A 25,760-nucleotide genomic window follows, 5' to 3' on the forward strand; every position below is an offset into this window, starting at 1 on the left:
CACCCGGCCGGCGCGGGCCCACCCGCACCAGCGACCCGCCCCCCGGCGTCACGAGCGCCCGGTGGCCCGTCACACAGGAGGATTCCATGGACTTCCGGCTCACCGAGGAGCAAGAGGCGCTGCGGGAGAGCGTGCGGGAATTCGCCCGCGAGGTGGTCGCCCCGGTCATCGCCGAGCACTACGAGAAGCACACCTTCCCGTACGAGGTGATCCGGCAGATGGGCAAGATGGGGCTCTTCGGGCTCCCCTTCCCCGAGGAGCACGGCGGGATGGGCGGCGACTACTTCGCTCTCTGCCTGGCCTTGGAGGAGCTGGCCCGGGTCGACTCCAGCGTGGCGATCACGTTGGAGGCGGCGGTCTCGCTGGGCGCCATGCCGATCTACCGGTTCGGTACGAAGGAACAGCAGGCGCAGTGGCTGCCGAAGCTGCTCAGCGGCGAGGCGCTGGCCGGCTTCGGGCTGACCGAGCCGGGCTTCGGCTCGGACGCGGGTGGCACCCAGACCCGGGCCGTGCTGGACGAGTCGACGAACGAGTGGGTGATCAACGGCTCCAAGGCGTTCATCACCAACTCGGGCACCGACATCACCGCCCTGGTCACGGTCACCGCTGTCACCGGCACCCGGCCGGACGGCAGCAAGGAGCTCTCCACCATCATCGTCCCCGCCGGCACGCCGGGCTTCACCGTCGCGCCGGGCTACTCCAAGGTCGGCTGGACCGCCTCGGACACCCACGAGCTGACCTTCGACGACTGCCGGGTGCCGGCGGCCAACCTGCTCGGCGAGCGGGGCCGGGGCTTCGCCCAGTTCCTGCGCATCCTCGACGAGGGGCGGATCGCCATCGCCGCGCTCGCCGTCGGCCTCGCCCAGGGCTGCGTCGACGAGTCGATCAAGTACGCCAAGGAGCGGCACGCCTTCGGCCAGCCGATCGGGAACTACCAGGCGATCCAGTTCAAGATCGCCGACATGGAGCTGAAGGCGCACACCGCCCGGCTGGCGTACTACGACGCCGCCGCCCGGATGCTCGCCGGTGAGCCGTTCAAGCGGCAGGCGGCCATCGCCAAGCTGCACGCCAGCACGGTCGCGGTGGACAACGCGCGGGAGGCCACCCAGATCCACGGCGGCTACGGCTTCATGAACGAGTACCCGGTGGCCCGGTTCTGGCGGGACGCCAAGATCCTGGAGATCGGCGAGGGCACCTCCGAGGTGCAGCGGATGGTCATCTCCCGCGACCTCGGGCTCTGACCCACGCCGAGGGCCGCTGCCGCCAGCGGCACGGCGACGGACCGACCGCCGGCCAGCTTCGTGCCGAGGGCGGCGGCGGCGCGACCGCCGGCCAATCCCGTGCCGAGGGCAGCGGGCCGGCCGCCACCCAGCTCCGTGCCGAGGGCGGCGGCGGGCCGGCCGCCACGCAGCTCCGTGCCGAGAGCGGCGGCGGCGTGCCAGGATGCGCCGATCCCGGGCACGGCTGTTCGGGCTGTCGGGTTTCGGCGCGTCGGCGTCGGCAGCCCGACGCTCCGCTGCCGGCGGTCGCACCCCATCCGTACGCTTCCAGCCGATGAACGCGGACCGTGATCCTGCGCCGAGCTCCGGTCGCCCGACCCTGGCGGAACTGCTGCGCCGGCACCGGCTCGCCGCCGGCCTCACCCAGGCCGAGCTGGCGTCCCGGGCCGGCGTCGGTGTGCGTACCGTCCGCGACCTGGAGCGGGGCCGCTCGGCGCGGCCGCAGCGGACCACCGTGGAGCTGCTCGCCGGCGCGCTGGCCCTGGCCGGGCCGGCCCGCTCGGCGTTCCTCGCCGCCGCTCGCCCAGCGGCGCCGGTCAACCCGGCCGAGGCGTCCGGTGGCGCCGAGCCCGCCGCCGCCGACGCCGGCCCGAACGCCCTGCCGCCACCGGCCGAGCTGATCGGGCGGGACCGCGACCTGGCCGAACTGGCCGGGCTGCTCGCCGACGACCGTGGCCCCCGGCTGGTGAGCCTGGTCGGGCTGGCCGGCGTCGGCAAGACCGCGCTGGCCCTGGCGGCCGCCCACGCGGCCGCCGGCAGCCATCCCGCCGGGGTGGCCGGGGTGCTGATCGGGGAGGGGTCGGACGCGGCCGACGTGCTGGCCGCGTCGGTGGCGGTCTTCGGTGTCGCCCGGCTGCCGGAACTCGCCGCCCGGGTCGACGGCCGGCCCGCCCTGCTGCTGATGGACGCGGTCGAGCGCGCCCCGGACGCGGTGGCCGAGGCGCTGCACCGGCTTGCCGCCACGGTGCCGTCGCTGCGGGTGCTGGTCACCGGCCGGCACCCGGTGGGCCTTCCGGGCGAGCGGGTACGCCCGGTGGCGCCGCTCGACGTACCCCCGCCGGGCAGGGAGTCGGCCGGGCCCGCCGCGCTCGCGGGCTACCCGGCGGTGGCGCTCTTCACCGCCCGGTTGGCCCAGGTACGCCGGGAACCGCCCGGCCCGATCGAGCTGCCGGCGCTGGCCGCGCTGGTACGGCGGCTCGGCGGGCTGCCGCTGGCCATCGAGCTGATGGCCGCCCGCGGCCGGATCCTCGACCTCAACGAACTGCTCGACCGGTACGGCGACCGGGTCCTCGACCTGGCCACCGGCCCGGCCGACCGGCCGGGTTGGGAGGCGGAACCGGGCCGGCCGGAGGGCACCCGGGCGGCGGTGGCGATGACCCTGCGGGACGCGGTGGCGACCAGCTACCGGCTGCTCGCCGCGGACGAGCGGGCGGCGCTGCGCCGGCTCGCCGTGCTCGGCAACCGGTGGTCGGTCGAGCTGGCCGAGGAGATGCTCGCCGACGAGGCCGACCGGGACGGCGCGGTCGCCGTCGACCCGGTGCCGCTGCTCGACCGGCTGGTCGAGATCGGGCTGCTGAGCGTGCGGGGCGCCGGCCCGTTCCGGTTCCGGCTGCTCGACGCGGTCCGGGACTTCGCCATCGAGCAGGCCACCGGCGCCGGCGAGCTGACCGCGATCCGGCGCCGGCACGCCCAGGTGATCGCCCGGCTGGTGACGCGCACCGCCTCCGACCTGGTCGGGGCGAAGCTGCCCGCCGCCGTGCACCGGCTGGACGAGGTGAGCGGCGACATCAGCTCCGCGCTGACGCACGCCGCAGTCGACGACCCGCTGACCGCGCTGCGCCTGGCCGCCGGGCTGACCCGTTGGTGGCGGTTCCGGGGACGGGACGTCGCAGGGCGGCAGTGGCTGCGCCGACTGCTCGCCGACCCGCGTACCGCCGACGCCGATCCGGTGCTGCGGGCGTGGGCGCTGCTCGGCGTGGCCCGGCTCGCGGCCGAGCACGGCCGTGGCGCCGAGGAACTGCCGGCGGCCCGGGCCGCGCTGGCCGCGTTCCGCGAGGCCGGCGACGTGACCGGGGAGCTGGAGGCGCGGACCGTGCTCTGCGCGCTGCTGATCGCCACCGGCGGGCACGACGAGGGCCGGGCGCAGACCGAGGCGGTGCTGAAGTTGGCCACGCGCAACGGGCGCACCCGGGACATGGCGGTGGCCCAGAACAACCTCGCCTGGCACGAGATCCGGGTGGGCGACCTGCCCGCCGCCCGGCGCCGGCTGGCCGCCGTGGACCGGCTCGCCGCGCAGGCCGGGGAGCAGCGGCTGCGGGTGCTCGCCCGGGCCAACCTGGCCGAGGTGGCCCGCCTCGCCGGCCGGTACGCGGACGCGGTCGACCAGGGTCGCCAGGTGGTGGCGGCGCTGACCGGGCTGGGTGACCCGGGACACCGGCGCCGGGTGCTCGGCACGGTGGGCCTGGCGCTCGCCCAGGCCGGCCGGTCGGCGGAGGCGGGCGAGGTGCTCGCCGAGCTGCGCTCCGCCCCGGCGTCCGGCGGCGGCTCGGGGCTGCGACCGGAGGACGGCATCTGCGCGTTGATCGAGGGGAACCTGGCCCTGCACCGGGGTGACCGGGAGTTGGCCGCGGAGTGGTTCGCCGCCGCGGCGGAGGCCGGCGTTGACGGCCAGGACCGGCGGGACGTGGTGGAGGCGCTGGTCGGGCTGGCCGCCAGCACGGCCGACCACGGCGTGCTCGACCGGCTGGACCGGGTCTGCCGGGAGAGCGGCATCCGACTGCTGCCGCAGGAGGAGGAGCTGCTGTACGTGCTGGCCGAGGCGCGCAGCGGGACGGCCGGGCCGGACGCCGTCGGTGCCGGGGACGAGACCGGGGTTCGGGTGCCGCGGCAACGCGGGACCGGGGTGGCGCGGGCGAGGAAGGCCCCTGTTACCCCTCGCTCTTCGCCCGCGCCGTCACCCCCCGGTGGGTCCCCGTGGCAGGAAGATTAGCCACCGGGCCGGGGGATGATCGTCCGGTTTGATCGACTATCTCCCGCTGCCGGCGGCAGTTCTGCCGGTTTTTCTGCCGGTGGGTCTCGCTGCCGGTGCGGGTCCGGGGTTCGTTCGGGAGGCGCCGGGCTCCGCCAGGGGGTGCGCCGGCTCAGCAGCCCGTCGGGGCCGCCGCCGACTCCACGGGCACCGTGGTGCTGCCCGCGGTGGCGCCGGGGTGGACGGCGTCGCGCACCCGGCGCAGGCCGTCGAGCAGGGCGTGCAGCGCGTCCGGGTCGAGCTGGCCGGTGAACCACTGCTCGATGATGCGCAGGTGGCCGGGGAGCGTCTCGTCGAGCCGTTGCAGGCCGGCGGCGGTGACCACGGCGTACGAGCTGCGCCGGTCGGAGGGGCAGGCGCGCCGGGTCAGCAGGCCGTCGCGCTCCATCCGGTCCACCACCCGGGTGACCCCGCTGGTGGACAGGGACGTCTGCGCGGCCAGGTCGGTCATCCGCAGTTGGTTGCCGGGTGAGCGGGCGAGCCGGGTCAGCACCTCGAACTCGACCGACGACAGGCCGTGTTCCTCGAACTGCGCGGAGAACCGGGCCGACAGCCCGGCGTGCGCCTCGAAGAGGAGGCCGACTGCGGTGATCCGAGGGTCGTCGAACACGTTCTGGTTCACCCGTACATCCTAACAGTCCTTGACACGAGGAATATTGCTGCCGCTATAGTTGCTAAGGCAGTCGTTGGGCTACTAAACGATATCTCTCGGAGGGCAGTTTCCATGACCAGCAGCGTCGAAGCGGTTACCCGCGACTGGGAGGGCCTCACCATCCCGACCGCCGGCACCTACGTGCTGGACGCGGCGCACAAGCGCGTCGGGTTCGTCGCCCGACACATGATGGTGAGCAAGGTACGCGGTGAGTTCGCCGAGGCCGCCGCCACCATCACCGTCGCCGAGGACCCGATGCAGTCCTCGGTCAGCGCCACCATCCAGGCGGCCAGCATCGACACCAAGCAGGCCGACCGGGACGCCCACCTGCGCAGCCCCGAGTTCCTCGAGGTGGAGAAGTTCCCCACCCTCGAGTTCCGGAGCACCGCCGTGAAGTCCCGCGACGGCAACGAGTTCGTCCTCGTCGGCGACCTGACCATCAAGGGTGTCACCCGCCAGGTCGAGCTGGAGGTCGAGTTCGAGGGCGTCGGCCGCAGCCCGTTCGGCCAGGACATCTTCGGCTTCTCGGCGAGCACCGAGATCGACCGCGAGGAGTTCGGCCTGACCTGGAACGTCGCCCTGGAGACCGGCGGCGTGCTGGTCGGCAAGAAGATCAAGATCGAGATCGAGGGCGAGGCCGTCCGCCAGGCCTGATCCCCGAGGATCTGACGTACGTCGGGCCCGTGCCGCACCGCCGGCACGGGCCCGACGCCGTCCGTACCCCGAACGCGCGGGCTCGGTCCCGCCCGATCCGGTCCGGCGCCCCCGGGTCGACGCCGGTCCCGGGCTCGGGTGTTCGCGCGCACGGCACCGGCTTGCCTGGTCCCGGGAAGCCGCAGCGGGTGCGATTTGTCACGGCTCGTTCCCCTGGCGGTGCGGTGGTCGGCGGCCCGGGCTGGGTAGAGATGCCGGCGGGAGCGCGTACGGACCGGTCGCCGTCGTCCCGGCCGGTGGGCCACCGACCCGGCCTCTGGTCCGCTGCGATCAACGCTCTTAACGTGGATGGTTCACAATGCGTTTCCGGGACGGTACGGTCCCGAGTGCGCCTCGCGCCGGGAGGACGACATGGGCAGGGACGTCGCGCAGGGCGCCTTCTCCCGGGAGGATCGGGTCCGCTACCGGCAGAAGGTCCGGCGCTGCCTGGACGTGTTCGCGCTGATGCTCGACGACTTCGGGTTCGACGCCGACCGCCCGATGACCGGCCTGGAGATCGAGCTCAACCTGGTCGACTCGGCGGCGGAGCCGGCGATGCGCAACGAGGAGATCCTCGCCGACATCGCGGACCCGCTCTTCCAGACCGAGCTGGGGCAGTTCAACCTGGAACTCAACGCGCTGCCCCGGCTGATCGAGGGCACCGGCTTCGCCGACTACGAGCACGAACTACGGGCCAGCCTGACCCGGGCCGACGAGCGGGCGGCCAAGTCGGACGCGAAGATCGTCCTGGTCGGCATCCTGCCCACGCTCACCGAGCGGCACCTGGTCGCTGACAACCTCTCCACCAACGAGCGCTACCGGGTGCTCAACGACCAGATCGTCGGCGCGCGCGGGGAGGACATCGAACTCGACATCCGGGGCGTCGAGCGGCTCCAGACGCACACCGACTCGATCGCCCCCGAAGCCGCCTGCACCAGCCTCCAGTTCCACCTCCAGGTCGCGCCGGACAGCTTCGCCGACTACTGGAACGCGTCCCAGGCGATCGCCGCCGCGCAGGTCGCCATCGGCGCCAACTCGCCCTACCTCTACGGCCGGCAACTCTGGGCGGAGACCCGGATCGCCCTCTTCCAGCAGGCCACCGACACCCGCCCGGACGAGCTCAAGGCGCAGGGCGTACGCCCTCGGGTCTGGTTCGGCGAACGGTGGATCACCTCGATCTTCGACCTGTTCGAGGAGAACGTCCGCTACTTCCCCCCGCTGCTGCCGATCTGCGAGGACGAGGACCCGGTCGAGGTGCTGCACGGCGGCGGCGTGCCGCAGCTGGGTGAGCTGCGCCTGCACAACGGCACCGTCTACCGCTGGAACCGGCCGGTCTACGACATCATGGACGGCCGTCCGCACCTGCGGGTGGAGAACCGGGTGCTGCCGGCCGGGCCGACCGTGGTGGACATGCTGGCCAACGCCGCCTTCTACTTCGGGCTGGCCCGCGGGCTGGCCGAGGCGGATCGGCCGATCTGGAGCCAACTCACCTTCAGCTCCGCCGAGGAGAACTTCCACGCCGCCGCGCGGCGCGGGATGGATGCCGTACTGCACTGGCCGCGGCTCGGCGAGGTGCCGGTGACCAAGCTGGTCCTGGACGTGCTGCTGCCCCGGGCGGCGGCCGGACTGGACCGGTTCGGGGTGGCCCCGGCGGAACGGGACCGGCTGCTCGGCATCATCGAGCAGCGCTGCCGTACCGGTCGCAACGGCGCGGCCTGGCAGACCGAGACGGTCTGGGCCGCCGAGCGGCACCGGGGCATGGACCGGAACGCCGCGCTGCACCACATGGTCCAGCGCTACGCCGAGTTGCAGCGCAGCAACGAGCCGGTGCACACCTGGCCGGTGGACTGACGGACGCGGGTCGCGGCCACCCGGTCGCTGTCAGCGGCTGCGGATCGACCCGCGGGTGGCCCCGGGGCTCGGCTGGATGGCCGGCGAGGCGTCGCGACGCCGCCGGATCGCGTCAACGGGGGCGCTTGGTGGCCCGGCCGCTTCGCCCGGCCGGACTGTCGCCGCCCACCGCCGCTGCGCCGTCCCCCGGCTCACCCGCCGGCCTCGCCGGGTCCGCCGGGTCCGCCGGGCCGCCTGCCGCCTTTCCGGCCGGCTTCGCGTCGCCCCCGCCGGCGGGCTTCGGGTTGCCGACCTGCTTCGGGTCGCCGGCCTGCTTGGCATCGGCTGCCGGGGCACCGACCAGGGCCGGGTCGCTCGCGGTGGCGGGCTGGCGGGCCGTCCTGCCGGCGCGCTGCCGAGGCACCCGTGCCGTCCCGGATCCGGCCGCGTCCGCCGGCTCGGGCTCGGCCGGTGCGGCGGGTGCCGGCTCGACCGTGACCGGAGCCGTGGTCGCCGCGCGGCGGGCGGCGCGCTGGGCGAGCGCGGCCACCAGCGCCGAGCCGCCGACGCCGACGATCACCGCGTACGGGGCGATCAGGTGCGCCGAGACCTGCTCCGGACTGATCGCGGTCACCCGGGGCACCGCCAGGAAGTACGCGACCGCGACGAGCAGCGGCCCGGCGGCGCCGGAGGCCACCGCGCCGACCCGGTGGTCGGGGTGCCGGGCGGCGCCCCGGGCCGCGAGCGCGCCGATGACCAGCGCGGAGCCCAGCGAGAGCACCGCGCCGGGCCAGTAGAGGTAGTCCCGGATCCAGTACCGGCCGTCGTCGGCGCTGAGCTGCCAGATGCCGAGCTGAGCGCTGGTCAGCCCGCGGCCGGCGAGCACGCCGTCGACCACGGCGACCACCGCGAGCAGCCAGAGCCAGGCGATGGTGGCGATGACGTTCGCGGCGGCGGCCCGGGAGCGCAGCGCCCAGCCGGCGGCCAGTACGCCCACCAGCACCCCGACCGCCGCGTAGCCGGCGGCGACCTCCCGGGGCCCGGGGGTGTCCGCCACCTCGGCCATCCGGGCCGGTACGGCGACCAGCAGCACGGTGATCAGGGCGCCGAAGCCGGCGGCGAGCGCCAGGAGAAGCAGCCGGAGCGGGCCGACCCGCTCCGGTCCGGTGTCGGCGTCCGGCCGGCCGGCGACCTCGCCGTCCCCGCTCTCCGATGCGGCGTCAGCGGACGCGTCGCCGGGCGGCGGGCCACCGGCCGGGTGGTTCGGCGCGCCCCGGTCCCGCAGCCGCTGGGCGCAGACCGCACCGAAGACGGTCGAGGTGGCGGCGATCCAGGTGGCCCAGACGAGACTGGCCACCCAGGCCGCCGGTCCGGCGCCGGGGTCGGCCGGCGCCCAGTTGATGATGCCCAGCCCGTAGCCGAAACCCAGCTGGGCGGCGCCCGCGCCGGCAGCGACGCCGATCGCGGTGGCGATCGATCCTCCCCAGCCCCGTCTGGCCATGCGGGGCAGCGTAGCGTCCCGGGGTCGGCGCGGCGAGTGGTGCCGGGGCGCCGGCGATCTCGATCCGGGAAAACCCACCGGCGGGTGGCCGGCCGGTGACGGGCGGCGACCACGGCCCGGCGCGGCGACCGCGCGGAGCGGGCTTGGTGGCGCCGGGTACGGTCGCCGGGGATGAGGCGGTGGGCGGTATGACGGACGGGAACACGGGCCTGCGGACGGACGGCGCGAGCGGCGACGCCGGGCCGGACCGGCTGACCCTGGCGCTCGGCGGCGGGCTGGCCGTCGCGCTGCTCGCCGCGATCGGCGCCACCGGCGGTTGGCTGCTCGCCGGGGAGGACGCCGAGCCCACCGGCCGGCCCGTCGCGGGCGCCACCACCGGCGCGCCGACCGGCAGCCCGAGTGCCGCTCCGAGCCGGGCCACCCCGACGGCGCCCCGGTCGACGTCGCCGACCCGGTCGACCGGGCTGACCGTGCCGCCGCTGATCGGCACCGACTTCGCCGAGGCCCGCGACGAACTGCGGGAGCGGCGGCTGGGCTGGCGGCTGATCTTCGGCAGCGGCACCGGGCGCACGGTGACCCGTACCTCGCCGGCGGTCGGCGCGGAGGTGCGGCCGGGCACCACGGTGCACCTCTACGTCGACGGCCCGGCGCCGGCCAGCACGGTGCCCGACGTGGTCGGCGAGGAGTGCGACGACGCGGCCGACGAACTCGTCGACGAGGGCTTCTACCCGCGCTACCGGTCGGGCCGGCGCGGCGTGGTCACCCGCCAGGAGCCGGCCGGCGACGCCGCGGGCAACTGGAACGACCCGGTCGCCATCTGGTGCGGCGTGGCGGCTCCCGGCTCGCCCACCGCGTCCCCGGTGCCGTGACGGGCGGGTCGGCACGCTGATCCCGGCCGATGGCCGCCCGGACCGCTAGGTTGACGGGCGAGGGCCATGACGCCCGTCCCGGTTCGGGAAGGAATGGCATGAGCGACGAGCGCCAGGAGCCGCCCGCCGGGGAGCAGGACGACTCCACCCGACCGCTGCCACCGTCGGACGACCGGGCCGGCGGGCCGGAACCCGTCGACCGGACGCAGCGGCTGCCCGGCCCGACGGACCGCACGGCGGAGCAGCCACCCGAGCCGGCCGCGCCGGACCGGACCGCCCCGCTGCCGCCGACCGGGCGACCCGGCCCGGCGGCCTGGTCCGGGCGGGCCGAGGTGCCGCCGCCACGACCGGCCGACTACCAGCCGGGCGGCGGCGAGTGGTACGCCGAGGACAGCGGCCGGCGCTGGTGGCTGCCCATCCTCTGGGGCGTGGTCGTGCTGCTGCTGCTCGCCCTGCTGGGCGCCGGGCTGTGGCTGGCCATCCGGTCGGCGGACGACGGGACGGAGCCGGGCCCGACCCCGTCGGTCTCGCCGACCCGTACCGTGCCGACCACGCCCGCGCCGACCACCGCCGAGCCCACCACCCGGTCGCCCTCCCCGTCGCCGACCAGCGAACCGGTCGAGGTGCCGGTGCCGCCGCTGGTCGGTCTGTCGCAGGAGGCGGCGGAGGCGATCCTGGCCCGGCTCGGAGTGAACCACCGGGTCGAGTACCGGGCGTCCGACCGGCCGGCCGGCACGGTGATCGACACCGACCCGGCCGCGGGTGAACCGGTGCCGGCCGGCGAGGAGGTCACGCTGACCGTGTCCCGCGGCCGGCCGACGCCGACCGCGAGCCCCAGCGAGCCGACCACCGAACCGACCCCGACGGCCTGACCGGCCCGGTCACCACATCCGGCGTCTCGTCCCCACCAACCCCAGGCCGGCGAGCGAGATGGCCAGGCCGAGGACGCCCGACCAGAACAGCGAACGGCGGATGTCCTCCGGAGTGTGCCCGCCGGCCGCCGCCGGTTCGGCGCCCGCCGGTGCGGCGGCGACCGGCCCGCCGGACTCGGGCGCCGGCTCGGTCGCCGGCGGGTCGGGTTCGTCGAACGCGAACGGGTCGTACTCGTCGTGCGGTTCGGCCGACGGGTCTTCGCCGATCACGGTGATCTCCGGTGCCGGCACCGGATCGGTCAGTCGGGTGGACGACAGGGCGGGGTCGCGGACCACGACCACGAGCGTGGTCGCGGCGCCGAACAGCGCCAGGATTCCGAAGGCGTAGGCGATACGGGAGCGGTGGTGCCGCCGCGCGGCGGACTGATTGACCATGGCCATCCCAGGTTCGGGGTCCTGGACGCGCGGGGTGGAAACCTGCCGGGGTGGGCGTACCGATTCTATGGCGGCGGCACGCCCCCCGGCGGCCGTTCGTGGAGGTCAGCCCACCCGGACCGGGGTCCGGACGACCGGCCTGCGGGCCGTCCGCACAGTGTGCGGGCGGGGTTCCGGGGCGGGCCGCAGCTGCCGCAGCCCCTGCCGCTGTACGAAGATCGACCGCCGGTTGACCGCGTCCCCCGCCGCGTTCAACTCGTAGCCGTCGAGCCAGAGCCAACCGTCGTAGGTCGGCCAGTCGAGCACCCGGATCACCCGGAACATGATGGGCCTGAGGAACTGGACACTCGCCGCGCGAGTCACGTGCAGTACGTCACCGGAGCGGGGAAGCACATGGGCTCCTGGGGAGGGTTGGCCGGCGGACGGGCCGGCGGAGCTGGTCGGGGGAAGGTTTCCGGCGGGGCGACGGGGTCGTGCCCGGTGGGCCGGCGGGTGCGGGTGGTGGTGGTCGGGCGACGCCCGCTGGTGGCGTGCCGCCACCCGACCAACACCCGATCGCTCCCGGGCGCCGCTCCCGCCGCCGCAGCCTGCTGGCGTGCAGCGGCGGGGTCATCAGCCCGGGGCGGATCCTGTTGTCGCAGGTCGGGCACGATCACCGTCCGGTTTCCGGGCGCTGGTGGGGTCACCGCTCCGGATGAGCGATCTTGACGGTGAGTGACCCGTGCCATACGGACAGAGTGCATCACACACGTGCGACATGCAAGTTGCACGTCGACTTTTGCCGATACGCGAGCGGCTCGCGCGTCACGACGCTTGAAGCCGTTGGCGTCCAAACGGCACACTGAGGGCCGGTTTCGCCCGTCGCGGCCGGCCGAGGACCGGCAACACCCCTGCCGCGAACGCCTCGCCCGCTGCCCCAGGGTCGCGCCCCGGCGGGCGGCGACAGCGGCGCGTCCACGCGGAGGTGTACCGGTGAGGGCCAGCGAGCGGTCCGGAACGGCAGCCGAGGGTGCGATCCTGAGCGCGAGCGGCGCACCGCTCCGGCGAGCCCCGTGGCGAACCGAGGTGCGGTCGTGAGCGAGCGGCGCAGCCCGACCATCCGGCGCCGCCGGCTCGGTGCGGAGTTGCGCCGGCAGCGGGAGGCGGCCGGAATCACCATCGAGGCCGTCGCCGAGCAGCTGGAGTGCTCGGCGTCGAAGATCTCCCGGATCGAGACCGGCCACACCACGGCGACCCCGCGGGACGTGCGGGACATGCTCCGGATCTACGGCGTGGTCGGCGCGGAGAGCGACGAGCTGGTGCAGATCGCCCGGGAGGCCCGGCAGAAGGGCTGGTGGCACCCGTACAGCACGGTGCTGGTCGGGGCCTACGTCGGGCTGGAGGCGGCGGCCAGCTCGATCCGGGCGTACGAGCAGCAGGTGGTCCCCGGTCTGTTGGAGACCGAGGAGTACGCGAGTGCCATGATCCGCGCCGCTCGGCCGGACTTCAGCGCCGAACAGGTCGCACAACGTGTCCGTGTCCGACTGGGCCGCCAGTCGTTGCTGACTCAGGATGATCCGGTCGATCTGTGGGTGGTGCTCGATGAGGCGGTGGTGAGCCGGCCGGTGGGCGGGGACGAAGTGATGCGTGGCCAGCTCAAGCGGCTGGTCGAGGTGGCCGAGCTGCCGAACGTGACGTTGCAGATCCTGCCGTTCGAGGTGGGGGCGCACGCCGGCATGGACGGCACCTTCACGATCCTCAGCTTCCCCGAGCCCGGTGATCCGGATGTGGTGTACGCGGAGAACGCCACGGGTGGGCTCTTCCTGGAGAAGAGTGACGAACTGCAGAAGTACAGCTTCATCTTCGATCACATCCGTGCGGCGGCCATTCGTCCGGAGGAGTCCATCGCACACATCGCGAAACTGGCAGAGGAGCCGTTGTGGAAATGGCGACCAAGGGGTTCCCCGTGGACCTGACGCAGGCAACCTGGTTCAAGAGCTCGAAGAGCGGGCCGAACTGCGACAACTGCGTGGAGGTGGCGTACGTGACCGGGGCGGTCGGGGTCCGGGACTCGAAGGACAAGACAGGTCCCGCCCTGGTCTTCGCCCCGGGCGACTGGCACGCCTTCGTCGACGGCGCCAAGCGCGGCGGCTTCGGCCGGGACTGACCACCGGCGTGTGGCGGGTCCCCGTCCGGTTCGCCGGACGGGGAGCCGAACGTGCCCGGGCGGCACCGGAGACGGGGACCGGACCGGCCCCGGGTGACGCGGGACGGCCCTCGGTCGACCCACCGTGCCCGCAGGGCGCTGCCGCCCGCCGCCCGGACGCGACCCCGGCTCCGGGATTGCCGTCGCCACAACGGTCCCGTCTCGTTGTACCCCTCGGTACGGCGCTGGTCGACAACCCGCCGCGGATCGACAACCGAGGCTAGGCAGGCGAGACGGATGACGACGATCGGTTCAGAGAACCTCACCAACGGCCCTGGCAAGCCGGAGCGGTTCGGTGGCAAGTACCGGGGGGCGCGCCGGGACACCGTGCTGACCGAGGTGGTGTCTTCCGACTCCGAGAACGCCGGCCGGGAGGCCGCGCCCGAGCAGGCCGGCCCGCCGCTCTCCCTGCCGTCGCTGGACCCGAACCCGCTCACCGAGCCCTCGTTCCCGCCCGGTGGCTGGTCGATGGAGCCGAACGAGTCGCTGGCCGACCACCCGCTGCTGCGCGGCCTGCTGATGGAGTTGCCGCCGAAGGGCAGCGTGCCCCCGCCCGGCTGGCTGGACCGCTGGTTCGAGGCGACCCGGGCGATTTTGGAACTGCTATACGTGCAGGGGGCCGGCCGCTCCCGCTGACGCCGGCTCCGCCGGCTCGGCGAGCGTCATCCGCTCGACCGGCACCACCCAACCCGTCGGCGCCAACGGTTCCGCCGGCAGCGCCCGCTCGGCCAGGCGGTTGTGTCGCAGCGCGTGCCGGACGCCGAGCACGGCGACGCAGAGCGCGCCGAGGGTGATCGCGGGACCGGTCACGCCCGGTTCCACGAGCAGGTCCGCGCCGCCCGCGGTGAGCAGCGCGGGCACCGTGGCCAGGCCGGTGACCTGCAACGGCAGCCCGATCATCGGATGCGCCGCGGCGGCCCGCAGGCCGTGCGGGGCGGGCGTGTCCGGCGCGGCGGCGAAGGCGCCCGCGCCGGCCCACAACCGGCGCAGCCGGCGTACGGCGCAGAGCGCGACCAGTGCGGCCGGTCCGGCGGCGAGGGCGAGGTTGCCGGCGGCCCGGTCCGCCATGGTGGCTCCGCCGCTGGACAGCCCGGCGGTCAGCACCGCCGCGGTCAGTCCCAGCCCGGTCAGGGTGAGGACGAGCGACCAGCCGGCCCGCCGGCGCAGGGCGTGGGCGCGGTCGATCCGGGGCAGCCCGTCCGCGACGTACCCGGCGGCCAGCCAGACGGCGGCGACCGGCAGCAGCACGGCGAGATGGCTCTCCATGTCTGACAGCCTTGCCCGTTCCCGGGCCGGGCGAATCCGGGCCCGCCCCCCGTTCGGCCCGTAGTCGCGCCCCGTAGGGGATCCATCCCTCCAGTGTTATTGACGATTCGACATGTTTATCTGCCTCTCCGCGCCGATCTACCCTCAGACCGATTGGCATCCATCGATCTGCCCGCCACGAACGGGTGGACGGTCGGTGCTGGTCGGAGGAGGGAGGTAGGAAGATGGCTCTTCCACACAGGTCCGTACTCGTCGGGGTGGCCGCGCTGGCGATGGTGGCGGCCGCCACGCCCGCGATGGCCGCCGAACCGGTCGGGGTGATCCGCAGTGCCGGCGGGGACACCGCCGTCGCGGACAGCTACATCGTCGTGTTCAAGGACAGCGCCGTCGGGCGGAGCGCGGTGGGCGACAACGCCCAGCGGCTTGTCGGCCGGCACGGCGGCACCGTGGCGCGCACCTACGGTGCGGCGTTGCGCGGCTTCGAGGTCCGGGTCGGCGCGAAGGCCGCCGCACGGATCGCGGCCGACCCGGCGGTGGCGTACGTCGAGCAGAACCACACAGTGACGATCTCCGGCACCCAGACCAACCCCCCGTCCTGGGGTCTGGACCGGATCGACCAGCGCAACCTGCCGCTGAACAACTCGTACACCTACCCGAACACGGCGTCCAACGTGCGCGCCTACGTCATCGACACCGGCGTGCTGTACGGGCACAACGACTTCGGCGGCCGGGCCGTCTCCGGCTTCGACGCGGTGGACGGCGGCTCCGCCGACGACTGCAACGGCCACGGCACGCACGTCGCGGGCACCGTCGGCGGCTCCGCGTACGGGGTGGCCAAGGGCGTCCAGATCGTCGGCGTCCGGGTGCTGAACTGCCAGGGCTCGGGCACCAACGCCCAGGTCGTGGCCGGCATCGACTGGGTCACCGCGAACGCGGTCAAGCCGGCCGTGGCGAACATGAGCCTCGGCGGCGGCGCCAACAGCTCGATCGACACCGCGGTCACCAACTCCATCAACTCCGGCATCACGTACGCCGTCGCGGCCGGCAACGGCGACATCTTCGGCAACCGGCAGAACGCCTGCAACTACTCGCCGGCCCGGGTCGCCTCGGCGATCACCGTCGGCGCCACCCAGAACAACGACGCGGCCGCGAGCTTCTCCAACTACGGCACCTGCGTCGACATCCTGGCGCCGGGGGTCAACATCACGTCCGCCTGGTACACCGGCAACAGCGCCACGAACACGATCAGCGGCACCTCGATGGCGTCCCCGCACGTCGCCGGCGCCGCGGCGCTGGTGCTCTCGGCGAACCCGTCGTGGAGCCCGCAGCAGGTGCGCGACAGTCTGGTCAACAACGCCACCCCGAACGTGGTGACCAACCCGGGCACCGGCACCCCCAACCGGCTGCTCTACGTGGTGAACGACGGCACCCCGCCGGTGAACGACTTCTCCGTCTCGGTCTCGCCGACCTCCGGTTCCACCGCGCCCGGCGGCTCGGTGACCACCACGGTCAGCACCGCCACCACCAACGGCTCGGCCCAGTCGGTCAGCCTCTCCGCCAGCGGCCTGCCGTCCGGCGCGACCGCCTCGTTCAACCCGGCCACGGTGACCTCGGGTGGTTCGTCGACGCTGACCATCAGCACCTCGGCCAGCACCCCGCCCGGCACCTACCCGGTGACCGTCACCGGCAGCGCGGCCTCGGGCACCCGGACCGCGACGTACACGCTGACGGTGACCGGCTCCGGTGGCGGCGGCTGCTCCGGCAGCAACGGCACCGACGTGGCGATCCCGGACACCGGCGCCACGGTCTCCAGCCCGATCACCATCTCCGGCTGCGCCCGCAACGCCTCGTCCAGCTCGACCGTGGCGGTGAACATCGTGCACACCTGGCGCGGTGACCTGGTGGTCGACCTGGTCGCCCCGGACGGCTCGTCCTACCGGCTGAAGAACAGCAGCTTCTGGGACAGCGCGGACAACATCAACACCACCTACACGGTGAACCTGTCCAGCGAGGCGGCGAACGGCACCTGGCAGCTGCGGGTGCGGGACGTCTACGGCGGTGACACCGGCTACATCAACACCTGGACGCTGACCCTCTGACCAGCGGCCGTGCGGGGCCCCTCCCAGCCGGGAGGGGCCCTCGCGCGTACGGCGGAGGCGGCGTCAGACCGCGAAGCCGGCCGGGCGCTCGGTGGCCGGCGCCGGCGGGGTCGCCTTCCACAGCCCGGTCTTCTGGCCGAACAACCGGCTCAGGTAGGCCGGGTTGAGCACCAGGTAGCGGTGCCAGAGCCGCTTGGGCTCCAGGCCGAGCCGCCAGAGCCACTCCAGGCCGGCCCGCTGCATCCACGGTGGCGGCTTGCGCAGCAACCCGGCGTGGTAGTCGAAGGCCGCGCCGACCGCCATCAGCGGCATGTCCAGCAGCGGCCGCATGGCGTACGCGAAGACCTCCTGGCGCGGGCAGCCCAGCCCGACCAGCACGAGCCGGGCCCCGCTGGCCTTGATCCGGTCGGCGATCTCGACGTCCTCGCCGGGTCGCACGGCGCGGAACTTGGACGGCTCCACCCCGGCGATCTTGAGGGCCGGGAACATCCGCTCCAGCGCCGGGATCAGTCGGGAGAGCGTCTCCTCGGTGGAGCCGTAGAGGTAGACCGGCAGTCCCTCGTCGGCGAACCGGGAGAGCACGTGCAGGGTCAGCGTCGGGCCGTAGACCCGGTCGGTGAGACCGGCGCCGTGCAGCAGGTTGAGCGCCCAGCGCACCGGCTGACCGTCCGGGGTGACCACGTCGAAGGAGTTCAGCCGCGCGTTGTGCGCCCGGTCGAGCACCCCGGTCATCACCCCGTGCACGGCGAGCGCGGTCAGCGCCAACGGCCGGCGCTCCTGCGCGGCGGCCACCACCTGCTCGGTGGCGGCGGCGTAGTCGGTGGCGTCGACCAGGACGCCGAGGACGTTGCGCTTGCGGCCCGACGTCATGCCCCCGGCACCCACTTGTCCACGTTGGCCTCGTAGATCTCCCGCATGATCATGGGGACGTCGTAGACCTGCTTCCACTCCGGGTAGTCGGCCTGGAAGGCCTCGTTGGAGCCGATCCACCACTTGTGGTCGCCGATCCGGTTCGCCTCGACGTACTCGGAGATCATCTCGTGGCCGGTGATCTCCTGAGCCAGCGTGAAGGCCTCGCGCATCGAGGTGTTGGAGTGCCGGCCGCCGCCGAGGTTGTAGACCGCCGCCGAGCGCGGGTTGCGGAAGAACGCCTCGAACGCCGAGACCACGTCCGAGCTGTGGATCGCGTCCCGCACCTGCTTGCCCTGGTAGCCGAAGATCTTGTACATCCGGCGCTCCATGTTGGCCCGCATCACGTAGCCGAGGAAGCCGTGCAGTTCGGTGGCGGAGTGGGCCGGGCCGGTCAGCGTGCCGCCGCGGAAGCAGGCCGTCTTCATGCCGAAGTAGCGGCCGTACTCCTGCACCATCACGTCGGCGGCCACCTTGGAGGCGCCGAAGATCGAGTGCAGGCAGGAGTCGATCGACATGTCCTCGCGGATGCCCTGCTCGTACGGGTGCCCCGGCTCGATCTCCCAGCGGGTCTCCAGCTCCACCAGCGGCAGGCTGTTCGGCCGGTCGCCGTAGACCTTGTTGGTGGAGCAGTGGATGACCGGCGCCTCGATGCAGTGCTCGCGGACGTTCTGCAGCACGTTGAGGGTGCCGGCGGCGTTGACGTCGAAGTCGGTGAACGGGTCGCGCACCGCCCAGTCGTGCGAGGGCTGCGCGGCGGTGTGCACCACCACCGCGACGTCGGTGCCGTACCGGCGGAAGAGCTTCGCCAGCGCGTCCCGGTCCCGGATGTCGATGCTGTGGTGCGAGTACGCGCTCCCCAGCTCGTCGGTGAGCCGCCGGACGTTCCAGGCGGTCGACGCCTCCTCGCCGAAGAACTCCTGCCGCATGTCGTTGTCGATGCCGACGACGTCGAGACCGAGGCCGGCGAAGTGCCGGACCGCCTCGGAGCCGATCAGCCCGCCCGACCCGGTCACGAACGCGACACTCACAGGCCACTCCTGGTCCATCGGAGGCAGAAACCATCGGAGCATAGCGTGACGTACGGCACGCCCCGATACGGAGCGAGGGCCCCGCATCGCTGCGGAGCCCTCGTCTTCTTCTGGTGGGGAAGGGGGGAGTTGAACCCCCACGCCCTTTCGGGCACACGGACCTGAACCGTGCGCGTCTGCCATTCCGCCACTTCCCCGTGGCTCGACCTCGAACACTGTAGTCTGTGCCGGTCCTGCTGTCTCCAGCGGGGCCCGGCCAGGTTCCCGGCTCCGGTCGTCGGCCGCGATCCGGTTACCGTTCGTCGAGCGGTTACCGTTCGTGGCGGACGAAAGAGTAGCACGACAACATCGGCCCGTCCGAACGGGCGGGCGCCAGCCGGCCGAGCGGCGTGTGAGCTGCGCGCGCCCCGGCCGGATACCATCATGTCCTCGGGACCCGAGGAGGAGCCGGTGAGCGTGCTGCAACGCTTCGAGAAGCGTCTGGAAGGCCTGGTCGAGGGGGCCTTCGCCAAGGTCTTCAAAGGGGTGGTCCACCCCGTGGAGATCCTCAACGCCATGCAGCGGGAGGCCGAGGCGCACAAGGCCATCCTGGCTGGTGGGCGCACGTTGGTGCCCAACCGCTACGTGATCGATCTCTCGCCGTACGACCACAGTCGGCTGGCGCCGTACGCCGCCGCGCTGGCCCAGGAACTGGCCCAGTCGCAGGCGGAGTTCATCGGCGAGCAGGCCTGGACGGTCTACGGCGACGTGATCGTCGAGATCGAACGCGGCGAGGGGCTGGACACCGGCATGTTCCGGGTCACCGCCGAGGTCTACACCGGCGGCGAGGTCGCCCCGGTGTCGGCGCCCGGCTACGACGCCGGTCCGCCCGCGTACCCCGCCTACGACCAGGGCGGCGGCTACGGCCCCCCGCCGGGGCACGGCGGCGGCCGCAACGTCCGGCTGGTCTCCGGTGACGGGCGCACCTACCCGCTGCAGATGGGCTCGACCGTGATCGGTCGGGGCGACCAGGCCAACCTGCGCCTGCCGGACGTCGGCATCTCGCGGCGGCACGCCCGGCTGGACTTCGACGGCGGCCAGGTCGTGCTGACCGACCTCGGGTCGACCAACGGCACGATGGTCAACGGCCAGCGGGTCTCCGCCGTCGCGCTCAACCCCGGGGACATGATCCAGCTGGGCACCACGACGCTGACCTTCCGCGTGGACGGCTGACCCGCCTTGCCGGAACTCGTCATCACCGTCGCCCGGTTCGGGTTCCTCATCCTGCTGTGGATCTTCGTGTTCACGGTGGTCGGCGTCATCCGCCGGGATCTCTTCGCGGGCGCCCGGTCGGGCCGGCTGGTGGCCGCGCCCCGGGCGGTCGGCGCGTCGACCGGGCAGGCGGCGAAGCCGGCGAAGGTGAAGCGGGGCAGGGCGGCCCACCAGCTGGTGGTCACCGCCGGCCAGCTGGCCGGCACCAGGATCACGCTCGGTGAAGCGCAGATCACCATCGGTCGGGCTGAGGACTCCACCCTCGTCATCACCGACGACTACGCCTCCGCGCGGCACGCCCGGCTGGTGCCGCGCGACGGGCAGTGGTTCGTCGAGGATCTCGGCTCGACTAACGGGACGTACCTGGATCGCGCTAAGGTCACCGGACCAACCCCCGTCCCCCTCGGCGTGCCGATCCGGATCGGCCGCACTTCCCTCGAATTACGGCCATGACTCTGACCCTGCGCTATGCGGCCCACAGCGACCGCGGTCTGATCCGAGACGGTAACCAGGATTCCGTCTACGCCGGGCCGCGGCTGCTCGCCGTCGCCGACGGCATGGGCGGCATGGCCGCCGGTGACGTCGCCAGCAACATCGTCATCGGCGCCATGGCGCCACTGGATGAGGACGTCCCCGGGGACGCCCTCGTGGACGCGCTGCGGTCGGCGGTGGGCACCGCCAACCAGCAGCTCCGCGACACCGTGGACGCCAACCCACAGCTGGAGGGGATGGGCACCACGCTCACCGCCACCCTCTTCTCCGGCAGCAAGCTGGGCATGGTCCACATCGGTGACTCGCGTGCCTATCTGCTGCGCAACGGCGAGTTCGCGCAGATCACCAAGGACGACACCTACGTCCAGATGCTGGTCGACGAGGGCCGGATCAGCGCCGAGGAGGCGAGCAGCCACCCCCAGCGCTCGCTGCTGACCCGGGCGCTCGACGGCCGCGACATCGACCCGGAATACTCCGTCCGCCAGGTGCTGCCCGGCGACCGCTACCTGATCTGCAGCGACGGGCTCTCCGGCGTGGTCAGCGCGGACACCATCGCGGACACCATGCGCGAGTACGCCGACCCGCAGCAGTGCGTGGAGCGGCTGGTGCAGCTCGCGCTGCGCGGCGGCGGTCCGGACAACATCACGGTGATCATCGCCGACGCCACCGACCAGGACATCGTCGAGGCCACCCCGATCGTCGGCGGCGCCGCCGCCCGCGACCGCGGTATGGCCACCTCCGCCGACGTCTCCACCCCGGCGGCCCGGGCCTCGGCGCTGTCCGCTCCCCGGCCCGCCGCCCCGGAGGAGCCGGCGGCGGCCGCCGAGGACGAGCCGGAGCGCCGCCGGCACCGGCCGGTCCGCGCCGCCGCGATGACGCTCGCGCTGCTGGTGATCGTCGGCGGCGGCCTGTTCGGCGGGTGGAGCTACACCCAGCGGCAGTACTACGTCGGGGCGACGGAGGACGGCCAGGTGGCGGTCTTCCGGGGCATCCAGGGCCAGATCGCCGGCATGGATCTCTCCACGGTGCACTCCACCAGCCCGGCCGAACTGGACGATCTCACCCTGGCCGCGCAGGAGCAGGTCAAGCAGGGCATCCCGGCCAAGAGCGAGCCGGACGCCGAGCGCCGGCTGGCCGAGCTGACCAGCGACAGCCCGACGAACCCGAACCTGAAGCCGATCTGCCCGCCGAGCCCCACGGTGACGGCGGCGGCCACCGGCGCGACGCCGACCCCGGGCGCGCCGTCGCCGGGCGCGACGCCCGGTCCGGTCACGGGCAGCCCGACGCCCGGCGGCGCGCCGAGCGGTAGCGCCGCGCCGGCCAGCACGCCCGACGCCCCGCCCTCCGACACCATCGCGCCGGCGCTGGATCCGGCCGCCTGCCGGTCGCCGGAATAGGCGCCGGCTCGAATCCGAGGACGATAGTGACCGCACCGGCCACCCCGGCATCCTCGCCCGCCACCACGGGCGAGCAGCCCGGCGTACGCCTGGCCCGGTCCCGGCGCAACGCCGAGCTGTCGCTGCTGCTGCTGGCGATGGGTCTGGTGGCCGCGTACGGGGCGATGGTCGAGGCGAAGGTGCTCGACACGGTCACCCCCGACTTCTGGATCCCGGCCGCCGCGCTGACCGCGGTCTTCCTCGGCCTGCACCTGGTGATCCGGTTCCTCGCACCGTTCGCCGACCCGGCCCTGCTGCCGGCGGTGGCCCTGCTCAACGGCATCGGGGTGGGCTTCCTGCGCCGGCTCGACCTCGGGGATGCGCTGCCCGCCGACCGGGAGAACCTGGCCATCTTCGCCGGCACGGGTGGCCGGCAACTGGCCTGGACGCTGCTCTCGGTCATCCTGGCCGCCGGGCTGCTCGCCCTGATGCGCGACCACCGGTCGGTCTCCCGGTACGCGTATACCCTGGGGCTGGCCGGCATCGTGCTGGTGATGATCCCGGCGGTGCTGCCCAGCCGCTACTCGGAGATCAACGGCGCCAAGCTGTGGATCAAGTTCGGCGAGACGTTCTCGATCCAGCCCGGCGAGTTCGCCAAGCTGGCGCTGCTGGCCTTCTTCGCCTACTACCTGGTGCGCAAGCGCGAGGTGCTGTCGCTGGCCAGCCGCCGGTTCCTCGGCATCGACTTTCCCCGCGGGCGCGACCTCGGCCCGGTCGTGGTGGTCTGGCTGATCAGCCTCCTGGTCCTCATCTTCGAGAAGGACCTGGGCACCTCGCTGCTCTACTTCGGCATGTTCGTGGTGACGCTCTACATCGCCACCGAACGGGTCAGCTGGCTGCTCATCGGCCTGGTGCTCTTCTTCGGCGGCGCCTACCTGGCGTACGTGCTCGGCGACGTGGTCGGCGGTCCCTTCGCCAACTTCTACCTGCGGGCGCAGATCTGGCTGGACCCGTTCGCCGACCCGCACGACGACGGCTACCAGCTGGTGCAGGGGCTGCTCGCGCTGGGCACCGGCGGGCTGTTCGGCGCCGGGCCGGGTGGCGGCCAGCCGGGCCTGCTGCCCGAGGTGCAGAACGACTTCATCTTCGCCGGCATCGGCGAGGAGATCGGCCTGTTCGGCCTCTCCGCGCTGCTCGTGGTCTACCTGCTGATCGTCGAGCGGGGGCTGCGCGCCGCGCTGGCGGTACGGGACTCGTTCGGCAAGCTGCTCGCCGGCGGCCTGGCCTTCACCCTCGGCCTGCAGGTCTTCGTGATCGTCGGCGGGATCAGCAAGCTCATCCCGCTGACCGGCCAGACCACCCCGTTCCTCTCCGCCGGTGGCTCGTCGCTGATGGCGAACTGGCTGCTGATCGCCGTGCTGCTGCGGGTCTCCGACGCGGCCCGCCGCCCGGTCACCGGGGGCGGCGGGCCGGTCCGACCCTCCGGCGGCCCGCCGGAGCAACTGCACGGTGCTCCCACGGAGGTGATCAGGCCGTGAACGCACCCCTGCGCCGGGTCGGCGTCGTCGTGATGATCCTCTTCGGGCTGCTCTTCGCGAACCTGAACTGGATCCAGGCCTACAAGGCGGACGAATACCGCACCAGCGACTACAACGGTCGGGTCCAGGTCGCCGAGTACGAGCGCAAGCGCGGCAACATCGAGGCCGGCGGCACCGCGTTCGCGGTCAGCAAGGAGACCGACGGCGAGCTGAGGTACCAGCGCACCTACCCGGGCGGCGCCAAGTACGCGCACGTGCTCGGCTACAAGCCGGTCAACCTCGCGGACACCGGCATCGAGCGGAGCGAGAACGACTTCCTCGCCGGCACCAGCGACCAGCTCTTCATCGACCGGTTCAAGGACATGTTCACCGGCGACCAGACCGCCGGCGGCAACGTGCTGCTCACCATCTCCAAGCGCGCCCAGGACGTCGCGTACGACCAGCTGCGGAACAACAGGGAGGGGGTCAGCAAGGGGGCGGCGATCGCCATCGACCCGCGTACCGGGGCGGTGCAGGCGCTCGTCTCCATGCCGAGCTTCGACCCGAACCCGCTGGCCAGCCACGACACCAAGGCGGCCACCGCGGCGTACAACAAGCTGGAGCAGGACGAGGACCGCCCGCTGAGCAACCGCGCGCTCGGCGAGGTGCTGCCGCCCGGCTCCACCTTCAAGATCGTGGTAGCGGCCGCGGCGCTGGAGAACGGCGTCGGCAAGAGCACCCAGATCCCGGCCGGCGCCAGCTTCACCCCGCCGACCTCCGGCACCCCGATCCGCAACGCCGCCGCGTCGATCTGCCCGGAGTCCCAGGTCAGCCTGCTGGAAGCGGTCACCGAGTCGTGCAACACCGGATTCGCCCAGCTCGGCATCCGGCTCGGCGCCGACGCCATCAAGGAGAAGGCCCGCCAGTTCGGCTTCGAGCAGGACGACCTCACCGTGGGCCAGCTCGGCGAGGGCGGGCACCCGGTGGCCGCCAGCCGTACCGGCGACATGCAGAACGCCGACGGCGGTGACGACCCGGCGGCGCTCGCCCAGTCCTCGATCGGCCAGCGCGACGTCCGGATGACCCCGCTGGAAGGGGCGATGATCGCCGCGTCGATCGCCAACGGCGGCAGCCAGATGCGGCCCTACCTGGTCCGCCAGCTGCTCGGCCCGGACCGCACCACCAGCTACTACACCGCCAACCCGCGGGAGCTGCGCCAGCCGGTCAGCGGCCAGGTTGCCGCCGACCTGCGGGAGATGATGGTCAGCGTGGTCGAGAACGGCACCGGCGGTAACGCGAAGATCAACGGCTACACCGTCGGCGGCAAGACCGGCACCGCCCAGTCCGGCCCGCAGACCCGCGACCACGGCTGGTTCATCGGCTTCGCGCTCGACAAGAACGGCACCCCGGTCTCCGCGGTCTGCGTCCTGCTGGAGGAGGCGGGCGGCAGCGCCGAGGCGGCCCGGATCGGCGGCCAGATCATGCGGGCGGCGATCACCGACCCGGGGGGCCGCTGACATGCTCAGCCCCGGCGTGCTGCTCGGCAACCGATACCGCCTCGACGAGCGGATCGCCAGCGGCGGCATGGGCGACGTCTGGCGCGGCACCGACCAGGTGCTCGGCCGGACGGTCGCGGTGAAGAGCCTGCTCCCCGCGCTGCTGGACGAGCCCGGCTTCGCGGAGCGGTTCCGCGGCGAGGCCCGCACCATGGCCACCATCAACCACCCGGGCGTGGTCGACGTCTACGACTTCGGCAACGACCAGCAGATCGCCTTCCTGGTGATGGAGTACGTCGAGGGCGACGCGCTGTCGGCCACCCTGAACCGGGTCGGCCGGCTCACCCCGGCCCGGACGATGGCGCTGATGGCCCAGGCGGCCGACGCGCTGCACGCCGCGCACGAGAAGGGCATCGTGCACCGGGACGTCAAGCCCGGCAACCTGCTGGTCCGGCCGAACGGCACGCTGGTGCTGACCGACTTCGGCATCGCCCGCTCCGACCTGGTCGGGCAGCTCACCGCCGCCGGCTCGGTGCTCGGCACCGCCTCGTACATCTCGCCGGAGCAGGCCACCGGCGGCGTCGCCACCCCCGCCTCGGACGTCTACGCCCTCGGCGTGGTCGCCTACCAGTGCCTGGCCGGGCGGCGGCCGTTCGAGGGCGACAACCCGCTCGAGATCGCCATGCGGCACGTCCGGGAGGCCCCCCGGCCGCTGCCCGCCGACATCCCGCCGCAGGTCCGGGCCGTGGTCGAGCGGGCACTGGCCAAGGATCCGGCCGCTCGCTGGCCCAGCGCCGCCGCGCTGGCCGGGGTGGCCCGGCAGCTGAAGGTCGTGCTCTCCCAGCAGGTCCGGGCAGCCGGCCAGGCCAGCCCGGTCTCCGCCGCCCCGTCCTCGCCGGCCGCCCCGGCGGCCCGCGCCCAGGTGCGCCCGCCGACGGCGGTGGCCCGGCCGCCGGCCGCCGCGCCGCAGCAGTCCCG

The 25,760-nt window shown here is 73.5% G+C and carries 22 protein-coding genes, 1 tRNA gene and 1 pseudogene; 16 read left to right on the plus strand and 8 right to left on the minus strand.

Translation table 11 applies throughout. From position 1 onward, the window contains the following. Window positions 1–86 precede the first annotated feature (86 nt). Both DLJ47_RS16395 and DLJ47_RS16400 read left to right on the plus strand, forming a co-directional pair. The gene (locus tag DLJ47_RS16395) at window positions 87–1,241 is read left to right on the plus strand and encodes an acyl-CoA dehydrogenase family protein (RefSeq protein WP_109900857.1); all 1,155 of its coding nucleotides are present in this window, start codon (window positions 87–89) and stop codon (window positions 1,239–1,241) included. Between the two features lie 313 nt (window positions 1,242–1,554). Beyond that, window positions 1,555–4,083, plus strand: a pseudogene (locus DLJ47_RS16400) (ATP-binding protein); the annotation flags it as partial. Window positions 4,084–4,420: 337 nt separating this feature from the next. Here DLJ47_RS16400 and DLJ47_RS16405 read toward each other — a convergent pair. Further along, window positions 4,421–4,930 carry a MarR family winged helix-turn-helix transcriptional regulator gene (locus DLJ47_RS16405; protein ID WP_088996746.1) on the minus strand — a complete coding sequence of 170 codons (510 nt, stop codon included), beginning with the start codon at window positions 4,928–4,930 and terminating at the stop codon, window positions 4,421–4,423. Window positions 4,931–5,032: 102 nt separating this feature from the next. On the opposite strand from DLJ47_RS16405, the gene DLJ47_RS16410 reads away from it, so the two are divergent. Next, window positions 5,033–5,614 (plus strand): YceI family protein, encoded by a 582-nt coding sequence (locus DLJ47_RS16410; RefSeq protein WP_088996747.1) that lies wholly within the window; start codon window positions 5,033–5,035, stop codon window positions 5,612–5,614. A gap of 411 nt (window positions 5,615–6,025) precedes the next feature. Continuing rightward, a complete protein-coding gene (locus DLJ47_RS16415; RefSeq protein WP_109900859.1) occupies window positions 6,026–7,504 on the plus strand; it encodes a glutamate--cysteine ligase in 1,479 nt (492 codons plus the stop codon). A 112-nt stretch (window positions 7,505–7,616) separates the two neighbouring features. Here DLJ47_RS16415 and DLJ47_RS16420 read toward each other — a convergent pair whose 3' ends face one another. Next, a complete protein-coding gene (locus DLJ47_RS16420; protein ID WP_233257857.1) occupies window positions 7,617–8,984 on the minus strand; it encodes a hypothetical protein in 1,368 nt (455 codons plus the stop codon). Window positions 8,985–9,172: 188 nt separating this feature from the next. Here DLJ47_RS16420 and DLJ47_RS16425 point away from each other — a divergent pair, with 188 nt between their 5' ends. Beyond that, window positions 9,173–9,853: a PASTA domain-containing protein gene (locus tag DLJ47_RS16425; RefSeq protein WP_109900860.1), complete on the plus strand. Its 681-nt coding sequence runs from the start codon at window positions 9,173–9,175 to the stop codon at window positions 9,851–9,853. 98 nt (window positions 9,854–9,951) lie between these two features. Beyond that, a complete protein-coding gene (locus tag DLJ47_RS16430) occupies window positions 9,952–10,725 on the plus strand; it encodes a PASTA domain-containing protein (RefSeq protein WP_109900861.1) in 774 nt (257 codons plus the stop codon). Window positions 10,726–10,734: 9 nt separating this feature from the next. Here the strand turns inward: DLJ47_RS16430 and DLJ47_RS16435 are convergent, their stop codons facing one another. Both DLJ47_RS16435 and DLJ47_RS16440 read right to left on the minus strand, forming a co-directional pair. Beyond that, a complete protein-coding gene (locus DLJ47_RS16435) occupies window positions 10,735–11,166 on the minus strand; it encodes a hypothetical protein (RefSeq protein WP_199235876.1) in 432 nt (143 codons plus the stop codon). Window positions 11,167–11,265: 99 nt separating this feature from the next. Next, window positions 11,266–11,553: a hypothetical protein gene (locus DLJ47_RS16440; RefSeq protein WP_109900862.1), complete on the minus strand. Its 288-nt coding sequence runs from the start codon at window positions 11,551–11,553 to the stop codon at window positions 11,266–11,268. Between the two features lie 680 nt (window positions 11,554–12,233). Between DLJ47_RS16440 and DLJ47_RS16445 the strand changes: the two genes are divergently transcribed. The 3 genes from DLJ47_RS16445 to DLJ47_RS16455 all read left to right on the plus strand — a co-directional run bounded on the left by DLJ47_RS16445 (window position 12,234) and on the right by DLJ47_RS16455 (window position 13,981). Continuing rightward, window positions 12,234–13,115: a helix-turn-helix domain-containing protein gene (locus DLJ47_RS16445; protein WP_109900863.1), complete on the plus strand. Its 882-nt coding sequence runs from the start codon at window positions 12,234–12,236 to the stop codon at window positions 13,113–13,115. Then, window positions 13,085–13,306 carry a DUF397 domain-containing protein gene (locus tag DLJ47_RS16450; RefSeq protein WP_088996754.1) on the plus strand — a complete coding sequence of 74 codons (222 nt, stop codon included), beginning with the start codon at window positions 13,085–13,087 and terminating at the stop codon, window positions 13,304–13,306. Before DLJ47_RS16445 ends, DLJ47_RS16450 begins: the two co-directional genes overlap by 31 nt. Window positions 13,307–13,582: 276 nt before the next feature. Beyond that, a complete protein-coding gene (locus DLJ47_RS16455) occupies window positions 13,583–13,981 on the plus strand; it encodes a hypothetical protein (protein ID WP_109900864.1) in 399 nt (132 codons plus the stop codon). On the opposite strand, the gene DLJ47_RS16460 is transcribed toward DLJ47_RS16455, so the two are convergent. Beyond that, window positions 13,949–14,611: a hypothetical protein gene (locus DLJ47_RS16460; protein ID WP_233257858.1), complete on the minus strand. Its 663-nt coding sequence runs from the start codon at window positions 14,609–14,611 to the stop codon at window positions 13,949–13,951. The two genes, DLJ47_RS16455 and DLJ47_RS16460, sit on opposite strands and share 33 nt — an antisense overlap. Window positions 14,612–14,835: 224 nt before the next feature. Here DLJ47_RS16460 and DLJ47_RS16465 point away from each other — a divergent pair, with 224 nt between their 5' ends. After that, entirely contained in the window at window positions 14,836–16,710 is a 1,875-nt protein-coding gene (locus DLJ47_RS16465; RefSeq protein ID WP_109900865.1) for a S8 family peptidase, read from the plus strand. 63 nt (window positions 16,711–16,773) lie between these two features. On the opposite strand, the gene DLJ47_RS16470 is transcribed toward DLJ47_RS16465, so the two are convergent. The 3 genes from DLJ47_RS16470 to DLJ47_RS16480 all read right to left on the minus strand — a co-directional run bounded on the left by DLJ47_RS16470 (window position 16,774) and on the right by DLJ47_RS16480 (window position 18,847). Next, entirely contained in the window at window positions 16,774–17,580 is an 807-nt protein-coding gene (locus DLJ47_RS16470) for a WecB/TagA/CpsF family glycosyltransferase (RefSeq protein ID WP_109900872.1), read from the minus strand. Beyond that, a complete protein-coding gene (locus DLJ47_RS16475) occupies window positions 17,577–18,692 on the minus strand; it encodes an NAD-dependent epimerase/dehydratase family protein (RefSeq protein WP_199235877.1) in 1,116 nt (371 codons plus the stop codon). Before DLJ47_RS16475 ends, DLJ47_RS16470 begins: the two co-directional genes overlap by 4 nt. Before the next feature lie 69 nt (window positions 18,693–18,761). Then, window positions 18,762–18,847 (minus strand) — tRNA-Leu (locus DLJ47_RS16480). A gap of 226 nt (window positions 18,848–19,073) precedes the next feature. Between DLJ47_RS16480 and DLJ47_RS16485 the strand changes: the two genes are divergently transcribed. The 6 genes from DLJ47_RS16485 to DLJ47_RS16510 all read left to right on the plus strand — a co-directional run. Continuing rightward, window positions 19,074–19,862, plus strand: a complete 789-nt coding sequence (locus DLJ47_RS16485) for an FhaA domain-containing protein (protein ID WP_088996759.1) — start codon at window positions 19,074–19,076, stop codon at window positions 19,860–19,862. A gap of 6 nt (window positions 19,863–19,868) precedes the next feature. Continuing rightward, window positions 19,869–20,354 (plus strand): FHA domain-containing protein FhaB/FipA, encoded by a 486-nt coding sequence (locus DLJ47_RS16490; RefSeq protein ID WP_074315675.1) that lies wholly within the window; start codon window positions 19,869–19,871, stop codon window positions 20,352–20,354. Beyond that, window positions 20,351–21,790, plus strand: coding sequence for a PP2C family protein-serine/threonine phosphatase (locus DLJ47_RS16495; protein WP_109900867.1), 1,440 nt, complete (start codon window positions 20,351–20,353; stop codon window positions 21,788–21,790). Before DLJ47_RS16490 ends, DLJ47_RS16495 begins: the two co-directional genes overlap by 4 nt. Window positions 21,791–21,816: 26 nt before the next feature. Beyond that, complete coding sequence (locus DLJ47_RS16500) at window positions 21,817–23,307, plus strand: FtsW/RodA/SpoVE family cell cycle protein (protein WP_109900868.1); 1,491 nt, start codon at window positions 21,817–21,819, stop codon at window positions 23,305–23,307. Next, complete coding sequence (locus tag DLJ47_RS16505; protein WP_109900869.1) at window positions 23,304–24,803, plus strand: peptidoglycan D,D-transpeptidase FtsI family protein; 1,500 nt, start codon at window positions 23,304–23,306, stop codon at window positions 24,801–24,803. The genes DLJ47_RS16500 and DLJ47_RS16505 overlap by 4 nt, the downstream gene beginning before the upstream one ends. 1 nt (window position 24,804) lies before the next feature. Then, a partial coding sequence (locus DLJ47_RS16510) for a serine/threonine-protein kinase (protein WP_109900870.1) occupies window positions 24,805–25,760 on the plus strand: 956 nt, incomplete at its 3' end.

This window comes from Micromonospora sp. S4605 (assembly GCF_003176715.1).
Taxonomy (GTDB): Bacteria; Actinomycetota; Actinomycetes; order Mycobacteriales; family Micromonosporaceae; genus Micromonospora; species Micromonospora echinaurantiaca.

Coding starts and splice junctions, on each gene's coding strand:
- DLJ47_RS16430 (WP_109900861.1), top strand. CDS start 9,952: ATGAGCGACGAGCGCCAGGAGCCGCCCGCCGGGGAGCAGGACGACTCC.
- DLJ47_RS16495 (WP_109900867.1), top strand. CDS start 20,351: ATGACTCTGACCCTGCGCTATGCGGCCCACAGCGACCGCGGTCTGATC.
- DLJ47_RS16465 (WP_109900865.1), top strand. CDS start 14,836: ATGGCTCTTCCACACAGGTCCGTACTCGTCGGGGTGGCCGCGCTGGCG.
- DLJ47_RS16475 (WP_199235877.1), bottom strand. CDS start 18,692: ATGCTCCGATGGTTTCTGCCTCCGATGGACCAGGAGTGGCCTGTGAGT.
- DLJ47_RS16420 (WP_233257857.1), bottom strand. CDS start 8,984: ATGGCCAGACGGGGCTGGGGAGGATCGATCGCCACCGCGATCGGCGTC.
- DLJ47_RS16450 (WP_088996754.1), top strand. CDS start 13,085: ATGGCGACCAAGGGGTTCCCCGTGGACCTGACGCAGGCAACCTGGTTC.
- DLJ47_RS16415 (WP_109900859.1), top strand. CDS start 6,026: ATGGGCAGGGACGTCGCGCAGGGCGCCTTCTCCCGGGAGGATCGGGTC.
- DLJ47_RS16425 (WP_109900860.1), top strand. CDS start 9,173: ATGACGGACGGGAACACGGGCCTGCGGACGGACGGCGCGAGCGGCGAC.
- DLJ47_RS16470 (WP_109900872.1), bottom strand. CDS start 17,580: ATGACGTCGGGCCGCAAGCGCAACGTCCTCGGCGTCCTGGTCGACGCC.
- DLJ47_RS16455 (WP_109900864.1), top strand. CDS start 13,583: ATGACGACGATCGGTTCAGAGAACCTCACCAACGGCCCTGGCAAGCCG.
- DLJ47_RS16460 (WP_233257858.1), bottom strand. CDS start 14,611: ATGGAGAGCCATCTCGCCGTGCTGCTGCCGGTCGCCGCCGTCTGGCTG.
- DLJ47_RS16410 (WP_088996747.1), top strand. CDS start 5,033: ATGACCAGCAGCGTCGAAGCGGTTACCCGCGACTGGGAGGGCCTCACC.
- DLJ47_RS16435 (WP_199235876.1), bottom strand. CDS start 11,166: ATGGCCATGGTCAATCAGTCCGCCGCGCGGCGGCACCACCGCTCCCGT.
- DLJ47_RS16485 (WP_088996759.1), top strand. CDS start 19,074: ATGTCCTCGGGACCCGAGGAGGAGCCGGTGAGCGTGCTGCAACGCTTC.
- DLJ47_RS16395 (WP_109900857.1), top strand. CDS start 87: ATGGACTTCCGGCTCACCGAGGAGCAAGAGGCGCTGCGGGAGAGCGTG.